The sequence below is a fragment of the Yoonia maritima genome (assembly GCF_003003285.1).
Lineage (GTDB): Bacteria > Pseudomonadota > Alphaproteobacteria > Rhodobacterales > Rhodobacteraceae > Yoonia > Yoonia maritima.
Genome location: NZ_PVTP01000016.1, coordinates 13,053 through 31,192 on the forward strand (window position 1 = coordinate 13,053; position 18,140 = coordinate 31,192).

Here is an 18,140-nt window from a genome sequence, read left to right on the forward strand (position 1 = left end):
CGGTCGGTCGCTCTTTTGAACGTAACTTCAACATCACCGGTATAACTCGAAACTTCGATCGGACGGATGTAAATGCACCCGCCCCGCTTCGGCGCTTCCACCATTCATCACTGGGTGCCCAAAGCCCCTCGGCTTTCGAACGAAAGACAGGAACGTAAGTGGGACAAGACCAATCAGCGACGGGCACCAAACTTGTTTTTATACGGGATGTACGCGTAGAACCCCAACCGTAAACCTGTATAAAGCCAGCGTTTGACCCATGCTCTGCGTTGTCGCAACCACGCAGAGTTCGAGTACATTTTCTGGATGATCATGGATGCCATAACATGGGTGCAAATCCCGCGTGTGCGGTTCTGAAATTCCGGCCGCATCACGTCAAAGATCACCACTGCGCGCCGTTCATCGGTCTGGTTCCATGCTGTGTGGGTCTGCGCATCGCAGAAAACCAGAATTTTACCTTCTTCCCAGCTGCGAATGTCCGTACCCACCTGAAACCCGCAATCCGGCAAAGGCGCGGGTACCTTCAGCCCGAGATGGCAGCGGTAGACTGCGTCTGTGTCGCCTTGATGCGGGTTGATGTTAGAGTGGGGTTCAAGAATACTGAGAGACAAGCTGGTGATTTCGGGCCGCGCCTCAAGGATGCCTGCGAGTGTGGGGCAACGGTCGAGGTTCTTATGAATACGAATGCCCCAGAATTTGAGCCCCATGGTTTTCCAGTGCAGAGGTGGAAATGACATGGCGTGGTTGAAGTCATAGGGTTTGACGCGTTCGGGCTCAATCTGTGTGAGGGCAAACAATTCATCACGGATGGTTTCCCATTGGGATTCAAATACGGCCACCCAATCAAATTCGTTCGGGTCATAGAAAAACGGCTGATCGCCGGGGAACCGTCCGCCAAATATTGCGTACCAGGGGTCTTTCTGCGTCACGGTCTGCGCCGTTTCTGGAGTATGTGTCATAGAACAAGGTGCTCTGCTTTGGTGATCGCGCCAAGCGCAGTGTCGGTGCTGTCGATGATCTTTTGATGTCCGCCCGTCAGAGTTTGCAGGAAAAACGCATCTTTGCACAGCTTTGCCCATGCGGCCATGCCATCGCGCGTGGTCAGCGTGTCGTCCGTGGCATGGATGGCGGCCACAGGGCAGGTTAGCTTAATGTCGGAGGCTTCAGAGGTTTCCAGCAAAGTGAGATCGGCGCGTAAAAGGTCTTTGATCCGGGTAACGGCTTGGCGACGTTCGTCGTCGGTGTCTCCCGATCCGTAGCTGTCCAGAACGGTGTCGATGAATACATCGTCCTCCAGTAGATGTACCGCGCGGGCGTCCGTGTTGGGGATGGGGCAGTCGGCGCCAGATAGGATTAGGAGCTGGGGCATTCGTTGGCCCGCGTGCTGCAAATACGCGGTCAGCTCATAGGCCAAAATCGCCCCCATGGAATGCCCAAACAGCGTATAGGGCCCTTGGATTGCCTCAAGATCTTGGGCGATTTTGGCCACCACGTCTTGCAGGTTGGACCAGAGGGTCATGTCGGCTAGGTCTTCGCGGCCAGGAAGTTGCAGCGCGATGACATCGCGGGTGCCGTCCAGCTTGGCCGCCAATTCCGCATAGGCAGAAGCCCCGGAGCCGGCAAAGGGCAGGCACACGAGTTTTGGCACATCTACGACTGACCTGTTCAAGGGTCTGAGCCACGGGGTCAGGTCCTCCGTGTCAGGTGTGACCTTGTCCGGTGCGGCTTGATGGATCACGTCGTAGATAAACGTGCCAAGGGTGTCGATGGTGGGGTAATTATAGGCCAGCGTGGTCGGGAATTCACATTGGAAGTAGTTTTCCAGATTGGCCGCAAAGGTCATGGTCATCAAAGAGTCCATGCCCATGATGTTGAACCGCATGTCTCCTTTTAGTTCATCAGTATCATCCAGCAGGGTAACGGATTGTAATTCTTTGCGGATCACCCGTCCGATTGCGTCCAAAGCCACGTCCCGGTCCAAAGCTCGCAGGGATTTGAGCCGTTTGGGGGCTGTGGTCAATTTCCTGTGGTCGCCGTGATCAATAGGGGCAAAGAAAGACGGTTGCGTGGCGAATTTAATGATCGGCGCGTAGGTCTGCCAGTTCACTGCACAGATCATGCTAGAGTGGCGATTTTGTGCCATGGCGGTTTCCATCGCAGTCAGGGCATCGGGGACGGGCATCAGGTAGAAACCCAGCTTTTGCAGCGTGGGTTTTTCGCTATCCTTTGCGCTCATCCCGACGTCGTCCCACGGCCCCCAATTGACATTGGTCACCGGTAGCGATTGTGCAGCACGCAGGTTTGCCAGAGCATCCAAAAAATGGTTGCCAGCTGTATAGTGGCTGAGCTTGGCGGACCCCCACAGCGCGGAGACCGTAGAAAACAGCACAAAGCAGTCTAGGTCGCGGTCTTTGGTCAGGTTGTGCAAATGCCAGCTTGCCTGAACTTTGGTTTTCAGCGTGTCGATAAGGGCTGAAATATCAATGTCTTGCACGCGATCAAACCAGTTTTCTCCGGCAGCGTGAAGCACGCCACGGATGGGTATCTCTGCAGCATCGAAGTTATCAAACAAAGCTGTAACCGATGCGGCATCGCGCAGGTCGACGGCGTGCGTATCAATCTGAATGCCCTGCGCCCGCAGGTCGCTGATTGTGCGGCTGGCCGCATAAAACGGATCGTCCTGGCCAAGGGAGCCCCACGCAGTATTGGGCGGCATGTCACGGCGCGACAACAACGCAATGTGCCGCGCGCCTTTGTCGGCGAGCCAACGGGCGGTGGCCAGTCCCAGCCCGCCCAATCCTCCGGTTACGATGAAAACGCCATCGGGCCTGAAGTCTGCGCGCGTTTGCGCGGGCAAAGGCGCGGGGGTGATTTGCTGGACATACATCCTGCCGTCCCGCACGGCGACAAAGGGTTCAAATTCCGGCGTCACCGCCTTGCGCAGGATGTGATCGGCCGTGCCAACAGGATCATCCGCGCGGTCATAGTCGATCATCCCGCCGCGAATGTCAGGTTGTTCCATGAACAAGGTTTTACCAAAACCCCAGATCGGGGCCGCCATTGGCGATACGGTGCCTTGGTCTTGAACGGCCTGCGTGTTCGGGGTCACAAGCCAAACGGGACAGAAAAATACCTGTTCCTTCAGCTCGCGCAGCATTTCGATCAAGCTGGTGAAACTGCCCGATTGATAGGCGTTCAACCCGTCAAGATCATTGTCCACCAGATCCGTGTCCGGGCAGACAAACAGGATTTTCCACGGGATCGGTTCTTGCGTGCTCCACCGATGGGCAATGTCCCAGATTGCTTGCCGCCATTGATCGCGGTTCGTGGCATCGGACAAGGTGATATGTGCATCTGGCTTGGTGCTATTTTGCGCGGATTTGCCCCGTCCCACCGCTTTATCTGTCCCATGTTCGATCCAGTAACATCCATCTCCGCGGGCTTTAATCTGGTGGCACAAGGCCGCGGTCAAAGGCGTGTTGGCGCCCACGACCATCCACCTCATTGCGCGGTCGGCAAAGTCAGTGTCGGGCGGCGCGGGCGTCGGGGTCCATGAGGTGGTGTAATGCCAGCCCTCCTGGGACGTGATGTCAGGCTCGGGTTTCGCTGGGTTAGGTTCGACCCGGTCCGGCGCAGCAAATGGCACCGGGTCATCGGTGTGATGCAACGAGCCGTCGTTGAATTTGACAAAGGTCTCGGGTGAGATAACCTTGAGCCAATGGCGTTTGCGATCCATCACCATGGGTGGTAATTTTTCGGGGTAAAAATGCCCGCCCATCACGCCTGACCAGTCCAAATCCAGCCCACGCAGATACAGATTTTTCAGCATATCGATGAAGAACCCGTCTTCTTTGCGCGACGGTTCGGCATATAACATCGTGCGCATATGGTGCGCGTCGCGTTTGCCCAAACAGGCCAGTGCCAACGCGAGGCAGGCGCCGCCCGGTCCGATTTCGACGAAATCGACCGATTGCAGGCGCAGATGGTCGAGGGATTGGTCATAAAGCACTGGCTGGCTGAGCTGGTTGATCCAATGGTCTGCGTCAGGCGTGGTTGTCACAAAATCGGCGGTAACGCTGGAGATCCACGGCAGTTTGGGCGGATGAAACGTGACTTGATCCAAAAAGCTGCGATAGGCGTCCAAAACTGGGCGGACCAGCGGGCTGTGAAAGGCAAAATTAGTGTTGAGATGTCGGGTTTTCACCCCTTGCTCGGCAAGTGCTGCGTGGACTTGGTTGATATGGGTCATCTGGCCTGACACGGTCAGCCGGTTGGGTCCATTATACGCTGCGATCTGTCCCAGATCTGGGTCGAGCAACGCGTTGACCTGTTCGGGTGGTGCGTTGGCCACGAACATGGCACCCGGTTCGACGACATCCTCCATCAGGCGGCTGCGATGATACAAGAGCCAAATGGCATCTTGGGGGGATAGCGCGCCGGCGGCGCTAGCGGCGGCAAATTCGCCCATGCTATGACCCAGCACATAGGATGGCGTCAGGCCGCATGCGTGAAACAGGGTGGTCAACGCATGTTGATTAGCAAACAGGATCGGCAGGTTGTAGCGGTCTTTGTCGATATGTTGGTCCCGGTCGGCAAAGGCGTATTCGGCCAGATCAAAGCCTGGCTCAAGCGGGTCAATCACTGCGGCACATTCGTCAAAGGCTGCGCGAAAGACCGGGTATCGCTGATAAAAGTCCTTGCCCATTTGGGCGTAAAGCTCTCCCTGACCGGAAAAGAGGTAACAGGGCAGTTGGCTGTGGTCTGCCGCGGTGTCCCAGGTGTCTTGGGCCAAGAGTTCGTCGAACTGAGCAGCGGCATCCTGACCCTGAACCGCCACCACCGCAGCGCGGTGTTTCAATGGCGTGCGACCTTTGGCAAAGGAATGGCTGATGTCGGACAGTGGCAGACCGGGACGATCTTTGAGCCAGCCCGACACGGTTGCCAGTGTCGCCCGCAGCCCGTCATGCGAATTGGCGGTAACGGCCAGAGGATACGTTTTGAACCCGGGCATGTCGGGGTTTTGGGGCGCGTTGTGGGGTTGGATGTCGGGCTCTGACAGGATCACGTGCGCCAGCGCCCCACCGAAACCAAAGGAACTGACGGCCGCCAGATACGGTGTGCCGTCGGGCAAGTCCCACGATTCGAGCGCGTTTGGGATGGCAAGCCGGGTATCGCTAAGGTTGATATTGGGGTTGAGAGCCTGAATGTGGATTTGCGGTGGGATCTGTTTGTGCTGAAGCACCAATACTGTTTTGATCAGCCCCGCGATCCCGGCAGCTGATTCCAGATGGCCGATGTTGGCTTTAACCCCACCCATCCAGCACCGCTTGGGTCCATCCGGATTGATCTGCCCATAATGGTGTTTGATTTGTGCGACTTCAATCGGGTCGCCTGCGGTGGTGCCCGTACCATGGCTTTCGACATAGGTGATTTCGGCCCCAGAAAGCCCGCTTTGATCCAATGCGCGGGCGATCAACGCTTGCTGCGCCGCGCCGTTGGGAAAGGTGATACCGCCGCCGGGGTCCGAGCCTGCGCCGTCCTGTGCCGACACAACGGCACAAACCTGCGCCAAAATCCTGTCGCCTGCGGCTAAAGCGGCGGATTTGCGTTTGATCATCACCATGCCGCAGCCTTCAGAGCGGACATAGCCATTGGCGCTGGCATCAAAGGTCTTGCACCGTCCGTCGGGGGACATCATGCCAAACTGGCTAAGCACGGTGGTCGATCCCGGGGTGAACATCGTGTTCACGCCTGCCACGATGGCCTGATCGCATTCGCCCTGCCGCATGGACTGCACCGCCAGATTAAACGCGGTGAGAGATGATGAACAGGCGGTGTCGACGCTCATGCTGGGGCCGTTGAGGTCGTAGAAATACGACAGCCGGTTGGCCGCGATGCAATGGGCATTGCCCAACCCGGTGTAAGCGTTGTGGCTGGTCAACCCCGAAGTGAGGGAGATTTTGGCGTGCAGGTAATCCGCACCGCTGATGCCCACGTACACGCCGGTATTTGACCGGGCCAGATCGGATTTCTTGTGGCCCATATATTCTAGCAACCGCCACGAGGTTTCCAGCAACATGCGGTGTTGGGGATCGGTCTCACGGGCTTCGATGGCTGACATGCCAAACAAATCTGCGTCAAACAGGTCCAGCTCATCGACAAATCCGCCCCATTTGGTGTTTGTTTTGCCTGGGATACCGGGGCGGGGGTCGTACCAAAGGTCATTATCCCACCGTGAAGGCGGCACTTCGGTGATCGAATCCACGCCGTTGCATAGATTTTCCCAAAAGGTGTCGATAGACGCAGCTCCGGGGAAATTGCAGGCCATGCCGACAATCACAATTGGGTCGTCTGGATCTACGGGTGTGACTGACGGCACCGTGGTGATCGGCGTCTCGGGCGCGCGCGGGGAAAGCGTCTTTAACGTTCCCGCTAGGTACTGCTCCATGCATAGCGCGCGCGCGATTTTGTTGCTGGTGGTGCGTGGTAGAAATTTCGCTGGAACAAACACAATCTGGGCCGGAGCCCAGCCGTAATGTTCGATCAACGTGGCGGAAATCTGTTTGCGCAGCGATGCCAGATCCGCCCCCGTCGCAGAGCGCGGTGCTTCTTGGAACAGATACAGTTGTTCGTCATCGCCAAAGTGCCGTGATATCGCAACAGAAGGCAAACCGCCCAGAACCTTGCCCAGTGTTTGCTGCAAAAGCGTTTCGATATCTTCGGCCGGCAGGGTGAGGCCGCGCACGATCACCACGTCTTTCTTGCGGCCTGTGATGTAGAGGCGGCCGTCATGTAACAATCCTAAGTCTCCGGTTGGCATCCCGGCGTCTGTTGGGGCCAGCGCTGACCCGTCCAGATAGTTGCGCGCAAGGCTGTCACCAGTCAGGTAAATTTCGCCTATAGTGTCATCAGGACATAGGTCCTGTGTCAAAGGATCGCGGATGGCCACAGTGATGCCATCATGCACGGCATAAGGCAGCAGGTCGCGCGTGTGATCGCCACCGCCGAGCGGGCGTTGCAGGATATGGTCTCGGACCTGGGTCAGGTCTTGGGCACCGCCGGCGACCAAAAGGCTTGCTTCGGCCATGCCGTAGACCGGGCGCAAGGCTGACGCGGCCAGTCCACAGGCATGGAACCTGTCGGCAAAAGTGTTCAGTGTTCCCAGTTTGACGGGTTCGGCTCCGACAAAGATTTGCGTCAGGCAGGACAAATCCCACCCCGGATCGGGATCAACCCGATCGGCACACAGCCCAAGCGCAAAATCAGGCGTGGCCACAGTATTGACGCGGTTGTCATGGATGGTTTGAAACCACAACGCGGGGTTATACATCAGCGCGTTGGGGGGCATAAATACGCCGAACCCCTGACCATAGAGCACCTTTAGAAGGTTGCCGACCAACCCCATATCATGGTGCAGTGGCAACCAACAGGACATACGCACGGTGCCGGTTTGTTCAAAAATACGGTCCATAAAGGCCAGATTGGCCAGCACATTCTCATGGCTTAAAGCCACGCCTTTGGGGCGCGCGGTTGAGCCGGAGGTGTATTGGACATAGGCTACGTCCGATGGATCGGGGGCAGGGTGGCTTGTGAGGTCAAAGGCCTGTTGCGGTGGCTGTGCCATCAGATCGTCGAGGGCAAGCACTTTGACATCCTCCAATCCCGATTGCGCCAAGAGTTGTTGTATTTGCCCGTGTTGCTCGCTTTCGACCACAAGCGTCTTTATCGCGTCAGCGTGCAGGATCCGCAGAAGTCGTTTGACACTGGCGTGTTCTGCGCGCGGCGTGATCCCGGCGAGCGGTGCAGGCACGGCACCAGCCAGCATCAATCCCGCAAAACACAATGTGAATCTTGCTTGTTGGGTGATGATCATTGCAACGGGTTCGCGCCGGATTAGCCCGTGTTCTATAAAGGTCTGTGCCAGCCTTTGGGTCCAAACCCGCAGCTGGGCGTAAGAATAGCGGTCTGTTTCAGCGCCGCGTGCATTAAGGAAAACCAGACAGTCCCGAGTGGCCAGATCCGGGTCTGCCTGACAGAACAGATTGGTTAGCAGTTTAAATTTTTGCAAGTTTAATCTCTGACCGTAAAAACCAAAGGTGTCGCGCCGTCTTGTCCGTCCTTGCCTCGCCCTGCCGCGCCAAGGCTGCCGTTGCCGTCAGGGCTGTATCCCGCAGGACCTGCGCGTCCGCCTGCACCACCCGCGCCACGGCGCGCCTCGACCGTAAGGTTTGCGCTTCTTTTGACGACGCGGACAGGTTCGGTGATGAGGTTGGCATTGCCGCCGTCACCGCCTTCGCCGCCGCGCCCGCCGGGGCCAGAGATGCCATTTTTGGCGGGCATACAGCCCGAGGGCGCATAGCCGCCTAAACCACCTGCCGCCCCTGTTCCGCCGGGCCCGCCATCGCCGCCACTTTGACCACATCCGCCCTGGGCAACAATGGTCGGGTCACCTTCGGTGTACCAGATGTCGATATTGGCGGGCTGGATCGCCCGGCCGGGCTGGCCTTCGATGCCTTTGCCCCCTTCGAGCCCCGCCGCGCCGGGGGCGCCATCGCCGGGAGGACGGGTGCAGATATAGGTGTCGGTGGCTTTGTCAAACTTGTGTTCGCCCGGCGTGCCGTCAGCGCCAACATCGGGTGTGGCACCCAGCTCTCCTGTTTGGGCCTTGTCGGGGTCAAATGGTCTGCCCGAGATGTAGACCGTGGTGTCACACTTTTTTTCGTGATCTTTAGCGGGGGGCAGAACCGTGAGTTGGCCAAAGAACAACGAGGCTTTGCCATACACCCCGATTTGGGCCGAAGCTGCCATCCGCACATGTTTGAAGTTAAGGATGATCGGGTCGTTATCTTCGAGCACCAGCCGAGTGTCGGGGCCGATTGTCAGGGTATCTCCAGTGTAGACTGTGACTTTGGACGGGAACAGCAACCTGTTTGCGGTTTCCAGAACGTTGGGGGGAATTGTCGAATGGCCAAACACATAAAGCGAAGCCAACTTCAGAAGTTCGGGTTTGTCGAGCTTGTCCGAGCCTCGTTTCACATCGCCGGAGGCCAGCAGGGTCAAAAGGGCGGGATCGACTTTGTCATATAGCGCGCTCAATGTCCGCATGTCCGCCGCGTTCAAAAACGTATCGGCCAGTACAATTGCGCGCAGTTGATTAAGGTCATAGGTTTTCAGTATGTGGCCCTTGATCGCGCAGTCGCCGCTATTATTGAGAATGACCTCTTGGCTGTCTTTATCCCCGTCGACATGTGAGTCCGCACCAGCAGTAAAATCCTTAGGGCCAAGGCCGAGATACTTGTTCACCACCTGGAAATGCTCGTCGATTACGTTTTGATCCATAGTATCCTCCAACGCCTCGTTCAGTTAGGGAAAGTGTAGCCGACCCGACTTCGTGGCTGTGCCCGGCGCGCCCTTTGTTCCCCTGCCGCCGTCGGCATAGGCGGGCGTCCCGATGCCCGGCCCACCGCCTGCGCCACCAGCGCCGCCATTGTCGTCGTTGTATGCGATTTCGACGCTGCCTTGTCCGCTGTACGTATAAGGGCCGGGGGGCGCCGAGCCGCCCGGCCCTCCTGGCCCGCCAGGACCTCCGCGTCCGCCTTGACCTACTGGTCCTTGAGTTTTTGCCGTACAGCCTGTGGGCGCATCCCCGGGTTGGCCGCCCGGTCCCCCTGGCCCGCCAGGGCCTCCGGTACCGCCGGTCTGTCCGTTGCCGCCACCGTAATTGACTGTGACGACCCCTGTCACCGCTCCGAGGTTGAGTGGGAATGGCGGGTTGATACTCGTGCCTGCGCCGCCTGTTGCACCTACAACACCTGTGCCGCCCGGATTCCCTTTGACGCCATCACCTGGCGCCTTATCGCAAACATAAGGGCAAGTTCCGGTTGTGGATTGGTGGCTTTTGCCATTGGCCGCCTTGGCGGGCTGGGTGCCATTTGTCCCTGGGTCCCCTGTCAATGCAACAGGCAAATCCGGCGGCACGAAATTGATACTGGGATTAACATGCAGACCGGAAGATGTCAGCGTAAGCGCCCGGTCGTCCTGAGCCTGGATGACGGTGGATTGGGCGAAAAACATCATCTGGGTGTGGCTAGCAAAGCAACCGACCCCTTCGATTACAAGCTGCCCGATATTGACCAGCACTGGCATAGTCCCGGTAAAGCGCAAGAGCGCTCCGTCGCGGATCACCACACGCGGAGTGACAAACAGGCTTGTGGCAGTGGGAAACAGAACCCGATCAGCTATTTCAAGCAAAGCGCCGCCGCGGCCTGCGCCGTCGGCTACCACATCGCAAAGCGCGCTGTGCAACAGCATGCGCTGATCCGAAGACAGCGCATGTAACCCCTGATCGGCCGCCGCTGCCAATGCATCAATCTGCGCCGTGTCCGGAACGACGTAAGAAGATTTCGGAGTGTGATCCTTACCACGATAGGCCAGCGCCGCAATATCGGCAAAATGCGCCACGCTTTCCAAAGTGGTTTGCGGGAGTACAACATCGGATGTGTCATCCGATGTAAGCGTCTTTGTCTGGCCCTGCGCGATCTCAAACTCATCAGAAACGGTTGAGTCACGTAATGACAAACCAACTCTTGAGTTGATTTCTTCAAATCGTGCAACAGCTTCCAAGTCTAAAAATCGCATCTGTCTCTCGAAACACCTAAGGCGTTAAAAAATACTAGCCATAATAGTTTTCAATTGTTAGCTTTCAATTATCAATTGTAAAGTGCTTGATGATTAAATTGTACTAATTTTCTAAATAATATAGTTAAAATAACTGGTTACACTATTTCCCTTGAGGGATTCGGCGCTAGATCTATGGTCGGCTACATCAGGGCAAAATCAGAGATACAGCTGCAACTCAAGGTGGAATCAATAGAGGGCTGATGATTGAAATAGGCTGTATCGGGAATAAAATTTTATCCACAGGATGTGGTGAACATGAACTATTCTGACATATCGGCTCGTTTGGCGGATTTAGCTGTTACGCCTCCGGATTTGCTAAGAGCGGCATTATATATCAGCTACCTGACCGAGGCGCAGACCGCGCTTGTCACTACATTTGCCAAACCCACCGATCAGGGCGGTTTAGGGGCAGAGGCGTATGGCTTCGCCAGCGCTGCGCTACAAGCGGAAGATGTTTTGTCGATGTTAGCTGGCCTGTTGGACCGGCTGGTGCAGCCTGCCGTTCAGGGCCAGATGGCGAAGGGCTCCGCTCCGGCGCCGGACGGGTATGATAGTTATTTCGCGACCAACATCCTGCCAACCTCCGCAACAGGGTCGATTACTCCGGCGCAGTATCAAACCAATCTGGATACGTTTTTCGCCGCACAGCCGATTGTGAAATCCGCGCTGGACGTTGCGGCGGCGCAGGTAGTGGCTAACATAAAAACCGCGTGCACCCGGTTCTATGCCGATCGGGCCGCATTGCAGGCATTGTACGCAGATCAGCTCGACAGCATGTTTCACCTGCTGGGGATCAAACAGATCGTGCCTATGGGCGGTATGTTTGGTCATACAGGTCAACAAAAGCTTGAGGTTGAGCTGGTGGTATCTGGCGCTCCGTCGGCGGGATCGATGTTTGACCCAAATCGCTTTGGCAACACAATCTGGGTGACCTATGAGCCACGGGACGTTGAGATCGATTGTTTGATCTGTGGTGTATCCGATGCGGTCAACCGCGCGACCAAGACCAGCTTTCAGCAAAATTCCCTGGCCGAGATTTTCAACAAAGCGGTGGCGGCCAATACTGACAAGGCATTGGCTGCGCAGTTACAACCATTGCCCGTGCAACTGATTTTGCCGCGCAACCCGTCGTCTCAGACCACGCCGCCGGTGGCGACGTCCTATGGGTACCGTCAAAGCCTCACAGCGCCGCCATTGACTGCCCAGCAACGTCAGCAAACATCGAGCCTGACGGCCAACGTGTTGATCCAGCCGGATGCGAATGTGACGACGATCGGCAGCGCGTTTCACCTGACGATGGGGGCCATCTGTGCGGTAAGTAGCACGTTTTCCATCACCGGATTGTCGAGCAGCGCTATCGTGGCCTCGGCCTTTGTTCCTTATACACCGGACACCAGCGCGGCGCTTATTGCGTCGGTCGCGGGGCTGGAAGATACAGGTCTCTTTTCGGCGCTACCGGGGCAGGGGGGCGTGGACGGATCGTATCAACCCGCGCAGGTTACGACGCTGAATGCAAATGGGTCGGAGTTAGAGACCCAAACTGTCAATCTGCGGACGCCCAACAGATTGTGGACGGCGGATGCCACCGGCAACGCCAGTGTGCTGGGCCTGCCGGAAATGGCCGCGTTTTTGGTGCAGGGCTTTGCCGCGAGTATGACCTTGTGGGAGTCGATTTACACTGGGGCAGATAAAAGCTCTGTAGATGCCTTTGTAACCCGCACGGCGAATGTGGCGGTGGCGGTGCCTGCGATTTCGCCTGCGTTGCTGGCCACGATGTATCAGGAAATTTTCGAGGACTTGCCGCGCGCGGGGTCTTCTTTGACCCTGACTAAGGCTTGCGACACCACGGTCAGCAGCCATTTATCGGCTGCAGCGACGGCCTACAAAACAGCTAGCGACACCAATGCTGACCCGGCCTTTATCGCGCTATCGCCTTTGCTGGCAGGCAAAGCGCTGCAGACATTGCAAGTGCCAGAGCTGTATCACCAGATCGGTGGACAGGATGTTTTGGGACCCGATGGAACAGTGATCCCGGTGCCTGCATCGATCACGCTGTACCTTGATCCCCAACATCCCGGCAACACAACGGTTCTGGATGTCAAAGGGGCTGCGGATTTTCCAAATCGCGCGACTTATTTCGCGGACACGCCAAGCAGCGACCGCGTGATCACCCCCCAGATCAAAACTCTGGGCACCCCTGCGGGTATCGCCCGCACCAATGCGTTGAAAACGGATCTGTCAAAGGCCTTGGGTCTTGGGTCGGATTTCGCGCCTGCTTCTGTCGTCACGCTAGGGTAAAGCCATGAGCACGTTTCAGACTATCATCAACGCATTCAAGAAGTTTCCGACCAGTGGCAGCGACATTACGCTGACCCCACAGACGTTCAACTTGGCGTTTGTGGACAACGTGTTCAACTTTTTGCTGCAATCAACTTCGGTCAAGTTCACCTCGACCACAGTCATCATCGGACAGGACAGCGCCACGCTGAAAGGAACAGCCGATGTTTTTGACTATACCGGGATTGTGGTCACCCTAACGTTTAATCTGGACGGGGCGTCGGTTACTGCGACGATTTCGTGTGATCTGGGCGCGGGGGCTGCGGTGCATTTGCCTTTGTTGACATGGATCACGCTGGAAGATGTGGCGTTCTGGGGGACGATTACGGAAACCAGAGCGGTGGCCAAGTTCCATTTTGGGGCCTCTTTGAAACTAGACACCAGCACAGCGGTGCCAGTGACCCTAGATTATCAAGGCGGCGGCGTGTGGTCGATGACCGTGGCAAGTGGCACCAGCGAAACCCTGACCAGTGCGCAGGTGGTCACGTTGTTAGGCGGCAGCGCGTTGAATGAACTGTTGCCGGCGAAATTGGAAACTGCGCTGACATCTTTTGCCATGACCGGATTAGAGGCAACGTTCAACGCCAAAACCGATGATCTAAGCTATTTCAACACCGGTTTTTCGGTGTCTGACGCTTGGCCCATCGCGCCCGGTGTGACCTTAGAGCCTGGCCTGGGCTTGTCGTTTACGATGACCGAAAAGCAGCAAGCTGCAAAAGGTGTCAAAGCCGCTGCCGCGGCATCTGAAAAACACACCGAAGCTCAGATCAAGGGCACTTTGAAACTGGGTGGGACAGAGTTGCCGCTTAGATTGGATGCAACGATTGATGACTCGGCCGTTTGGCAATTTGGCCTGCAACCGGGACAAACCGCGACGGTCAACACATTTGCCGATCTGTTGTCTTTAGCAGGCGATACGAGTTTTGCCTCTAGCTTGCCCGCGGCGATTTCGACCTTGCCCAGTATCGACATCGACCGGCTGAATGTGGTGTTCGATTCCACGGCGGATGTGATCAAAGAGGTCAGTTTCAAGGTTCAGACCGCCCATGCTTGGACGGTGTTGCCGAACTATTTTGTCGTTGAACAGGTCAAGCTGGATTTTGACATCACCGACGCCAATGTGCCTGCAGACCGCAAGGTGATCGGAGAGGTCTATGGTGCGTTCAACATAGCCACCGCGCCATTGTTTTGCCGGATCAAGAACACTGCCACGGATCAGGATTGGGTGATCGAAGCCGGGTTGCTACCGGATCAAAAGCTAAACCTGACCTCGGTTGCCAGTCAGCTGTTTGACGGGGTGATCGAGGTGCCGGACACCGCGCCTCAGATCGTGTTTTCCAAGGCCAACCTTACAGTGAAACCTAAGGACATGACGTTTGAGCTGTCGGCGGCTTCGACGGACGAATGGGTGTTGATCGACAACCATCTGAGCATCAAGTCTCTGTCGTTTGACTTGTCTCGCACGCCCAAGACGTCGACCGCTTTGGCGCAGTCGAGCGAGTTTGATTACAAAGGCAATTTCGAAGGCAAGCTGGAGATTGGCGGCGTCACCGTAACCTTGAGTGCCGCGCTGAATGCCAAGGCCGATTCCGGGGTGGATTTCAAAGGCACCACCGACACGCATCCGATCCCCTTTGGTACGTGGATCAGTGATTTCGCCAATCTTTTCGGGCAAGTTGACCTGCCCGATTGGCTGACCGGGATCACACTAAGCAATCTGGCCGTGACGTATAATACAAAATCCAAGAATTATACGTTCACAGTCACGCTGAAGGACACAGCCGAGCCGGGGTTAGCGGTGGTGTTGACTATCGGGTTGACCCACGAGGCTGCCAATACTTGGACACAAGTTATCTCAGCCGTTTTGACATATAGTGAAGACGGGGTTGACCTGAAGTTCTCACTCACTTTCACGAATAGCACCGTGAAAGGTGTCAGCACCAAAACGACGCGCGCGGTTTGGTCGGGGAAGAACCCTCCGGGCTTGTCGGATTTTCTGGTGCTGCTGGGTAAGAAGCTGGATGTGGCATCCCAATTCCCGCAGGCGCTGAATTGGGATGCCACACTGTCAAAAATGATCGTGGATGCGACGGAGGCAACCGGCAAGCCGACCAAAGTCCATGCTGCGGGTCAATTTGACCTAGATGTCGGCGGGAATACAGATTGGAGCCTGTATTTCGCCTATACCAACGACACCACCTTTGACGCTGAGAAAAAGGACAAAACTGCAGTTACGTTGTCTGTCTGCGAGGATGAGGCGGGCGCTGCGGCGCCCAAAACGCCTCTGCCGTATGTCTTTGGGGTGGCTTTGGGCGGGCCGATGGACGTGAGCAATCTGCCGTTGGTCGGGTCGATCCCGGGAATTGAGCAATACAACATCGATAAGCTGGGGTTTTATTACACCAACGCGACCTTCCCGACCAAAAGTTCAAAACTGACGTTTTCATTGCCCGATCTGGCCAAGATCGAAGAGAAAAAATCCAATTTCACCAAAGCCAAACTAAATGGTCCAAAATTCAATCTTTTGGCGCTGTTTGCCAAAGATGAGGACAAGAGTTCCACCGACAGCGCAGTGATCGAAGCGACGGCATTGTCAGGGGAAAGCTTCGGCAGCGACGATAGCGATGGCAGCATGAGCTTGGGCGCGCCGACAGCGGCACCTGCACAGGGCACGCAATCGTTTGCCGCCGACCAAACGACCACCAGTGCGCCGATTGCGTGGCTGGATTTGAACAAGACCATCGGCCCTGTGTCCTTGGAAAAGGTCGGGCTAAGCTATTCCACCCCGCCCAAAGGGGAGGGCGGCGAACTGGGCGTGTTTGGCGTCTATTTCAATGGTGGTTTTGCCCTTGCAGGATTGGATTTGTATCTAGATGGGTTAGGCATCACCTTCCCGCTTCCGAAACCCGGCGGCACAGTGAAAGACCCAATTTCCCAGATACATTTCCATCTGAACGGGCTGTTTATGAGCCTCGAAAAACCCAACCTGACAATTGCCGGAGGGTTTTTGAACCTTCCCGGTGACAGTCTGGACATGCTGGGACAATTGTCGATCACAGCCGGGCCTTATGGCTTGGACGCTTACGGGGCCTTTTCTGGCGACCTTTCTGACCCGTCACTGTTTCTGTTTGTGCATCTGATGGCGCCGATTGGCGGGCCGCCCAGCTTTTTTATCGATGGTGTGTCGGGTGGATTTGGTGTCAACCGCGATTTTGTTTTGCCGACGATCGACCAATTGGCGGATTATCCGTTGCTCCCGTCGGGTAACAGCATTCCGTCTATGACAGAGCTCAGCGGTATCAGTGCGGCGCAGAAGCTGGAGAAAATGCAGACGGCGCTGCAAAATCTGGCGACGTTCTTCCCGCAGCGCAAAGGCCAGTATTGGTTTGCGGCCGGTCTGGATGTGACCACCTATGAGATGATCAAGACAACGGCGATCTTGTCGGTGTCGATTGGCAACGACCTGCAACTGGCGGTTATCGGTAGTTCGGGCATGACCTTACCTGTGGATGTGGGCGGCGATCCGTTGGCCTATATTCAGATCAATTTCCTTGTTTCCTATTCCTCGGCCAACGATCGTATTTCTATATTGGGAGAGATCACGCCGTCGTCGTTCATCCTAACCAAAGACATCCGATTGGGTGGCGGGTTTGCGTTCTATGTCTGGACGGGCGGGCCGCATGCGGGTGATTTCGTTCTGACCATCGGCGGCTACAGCCCGTTTTACCAAAAACCTGCCCTGTACCCTGATGTGCCGCGACTGTCGCTTAAGGCAAAGATCGACATACTCACAATTGAGGGCGAAGGCTATTTCGCGCTGGTGCCCACGGCTTTGATGGCCGGGATCGACATCAAAGCCACAGCCGACCTGGGCCCGATTACCGCATGGTTCCACGCCAGTGCCGATTTCCTGATTGGGTGGAAACCGTTTACCTATCAGGCCCATGTCGGGATTGTGCTTGGTGCGACATTTGCGTTGGATATCGGGTTTGTCACGATCAAGATGACCATCCATGTCGGTGTGGGTCTGGACGTTTGGGGCCCGGATTTTGGCGGACGTGCGGTTGTTGATCTGTCGATCATTTCCTTTGCAATTGACTTCGGCAGTTCGAAACAGGACGCTCCGACACTGAATTGGCAGGAATTTATCAACTTCCTGCCTAGCAAGACTGAGAGTCAGGCACCTACCCCTGTGATGCGCGCCGCGCCGATCAAGGCCTTTGCCATGATGGAGCCGGTGGCATTTTACGATGCCGCTCCTTCGGCGACGACTTCCGAAAAAACGCTGGTGTCGATCGATGTGAGTAAGGGCAAATTGCCCCGCGATCAGGCTGCGGCAACGGCTTCGGGCGTGGACTTTGTCGTCGATGCCAATCACTTTGTGATCCGCGCCCAATGCAGCGCACCGTCAAATGCCATCAGCTACAATGACTCGCCCCTGTCCAAGGATGAAACCTATTACCTGCGGCCAGGCAATCTGCGACAGCAGTTCAAGGTCAACCCCAAACTGGTTGATCACCACCCCTACATCATCGACCCGGCTCCTGCGACGAATGACCCAAGCTGGTTTGACGTGGTCATCGGCAGCCCGCCACAAAAACTGGACAAGCTGACCAGCACGTTGATTACGACGTTAAAAGACGAACACGGCAACTATAAGGAGGTCATGATCCGGCTGATCAAATCGGGTGTTTCCCCCGCGCTATGGGGATCGGAAAGCAACCCGGTTCCGGACGGGTCCAACACGATGACCGGGACGGTGGTCGGGGTTGAGTTTCTACCCAACCTCTATTTCCCCAGCCATACGTCTTATATCCAGTATTACTATTTGGTGTTTACGACCAATAATGTGTTTTTGGAACAAGACACGGCTCCGGTACAGGATCAGACACCGTTTTCCAACCCAACGACGATCCTTGAAGACATGGCGAATGGCAGTGCCTTTGCCACGACCCAGGCTACGCGCAGCGCAGCGGTCGATGCATTAAATACCCTAGGGTTCGCCCAGCTGAATTTGGAAAATTCCGCTAAACTGAGCACTCAGAACTACGTGCAACCGGCTGAGCTGGTTCACATGACTGCCGCCTGAATACAGTACCCGACACGCCCCGCACCAGAGCCGA

6 protein-coding genes are annotated in these 18,140 nt (G+C 56.3%); 2 read left to right on the forward strand and 4 right to left on the reverse strand.

Translation table 11 applies throughout. The annotated features are described in order from the left end of the window. Positions 1-173 precede the first annotated feature (173 nt). The 4 genes from CLV80_RS17245 to CLV80_RS18760 are packed head-to-tail and all read right to left on the reverse strand — an operon-like array spanning position 174 to position 10,578. Positions 174-959 (reverse strand): aspartyl/asparaginyl beta-hydroxylase domain-containing protein, encoded by a 786-nt coding sequence (locus CLV80_RS17245; RefSeq protein ID WP_165793414.1) that lies wholly within the window; start codon positions 957-959, stop codon positions 174-176. Next, positions 956-8,068 (reverse strand): type I polyketide synthase, encoded by a 7,113-nt coding sequence (locus CLV80_RS17250; RefSeq protein WP_106359194.1) that lies wholly within the window; start codon positions 8,066-8,068, stop codon positions 956-958. The genes CLV80_RS17245 and CLV80_RS17250 overlap by 4 nt, the downstream gene beginning before the upstream one ends. Positions 8,069-8,070: 2 nt before the next feature. After that, positions 8,071-9,339, reverse strand: a complete 1,269-nt coding sequence (locus CLV80_RS17255; protein WP_106359195.1) for a hypothetical protein — start codon at positions 9,337-9,339, stop codon at positions 8,071-8,073. 24 nt (positions 9,340-9,363) lie between these two features. Continuing rightward, positions 9,364-10,578, reverse strand: coding sequence for a hypothetical protein (locus CLV80_RS18760; protein ID WP_165793415.1), 1,215 nt, complete (start codon positions 10,576-10,578; stop codon positions 9,364-9,366). Positions 10,579-10,935: 357 nt separating this feature from the next. Here CLV80_RS18760 and CLV80_RS17265 point away from each other — a divergent pair, with 357 nt between their 5' ends. Both CLV80_RS17265 and CLV80_RS17270 read left to right on the forward strand, forming a co-directional pair. Next, positions 10,936-12,978: a hypothetical protein gene (locus CLV80_RS17265; RefSeq protein WP_106359197.1), complete on the forward strand. Its 2,043-nt coding sequence runs from the start codon at positions 10,936-10,938 to the stop codon at positions 12,976-12,978. Between the two features lie 4 nt (positions 12,979-12,982). Further along, positions 12,983-18,106, forward strand: coding sequence for a DUF6603 domain-containing protein (locus CLV80_RS17270; protein ID WP_106359198.1), 5,124 nt, complete (start codon positions 12,983-12,985; stop codon positions 18,104-18,106). The last annotated feature ends 34 nt before the right edge of the window (positions 18,107-18,140 follow it).

What these genes read in the sequence shown, in the direction of transcription:
- CLV80_RS17245 (WP_165793414.1), bottom strand. Translation starts at nt 959, where the DNA reads ATGACACATACTCCAGAAACGGCGCAGACCGTGACGCAGAAAGACCCC.
- CLV80_RS17255 (WP_106359195.1), bottom strand. Translation starts at nt 9,339, where the DNA reads ATGGATCAAAACGTAATCGACGAGCATTTCCAGGTGGTGAACAAGTAT.
- CLV80_RS17265 (WP_106359197.1), top strand. Translation starts at nt 10,936, where the DNA reads ATGAACTATTCTGACATATCGGCTCGTTTGGCGGATTTAGCTGTTACG.
- CLV80_RS17270 (WP_106359198.1), top strand. Translation starts at nt 12,983, where the DNA reads ATGAGCACGTTTCAGACTATCATCAACGCATTCAAGAAGTTTCCGACC.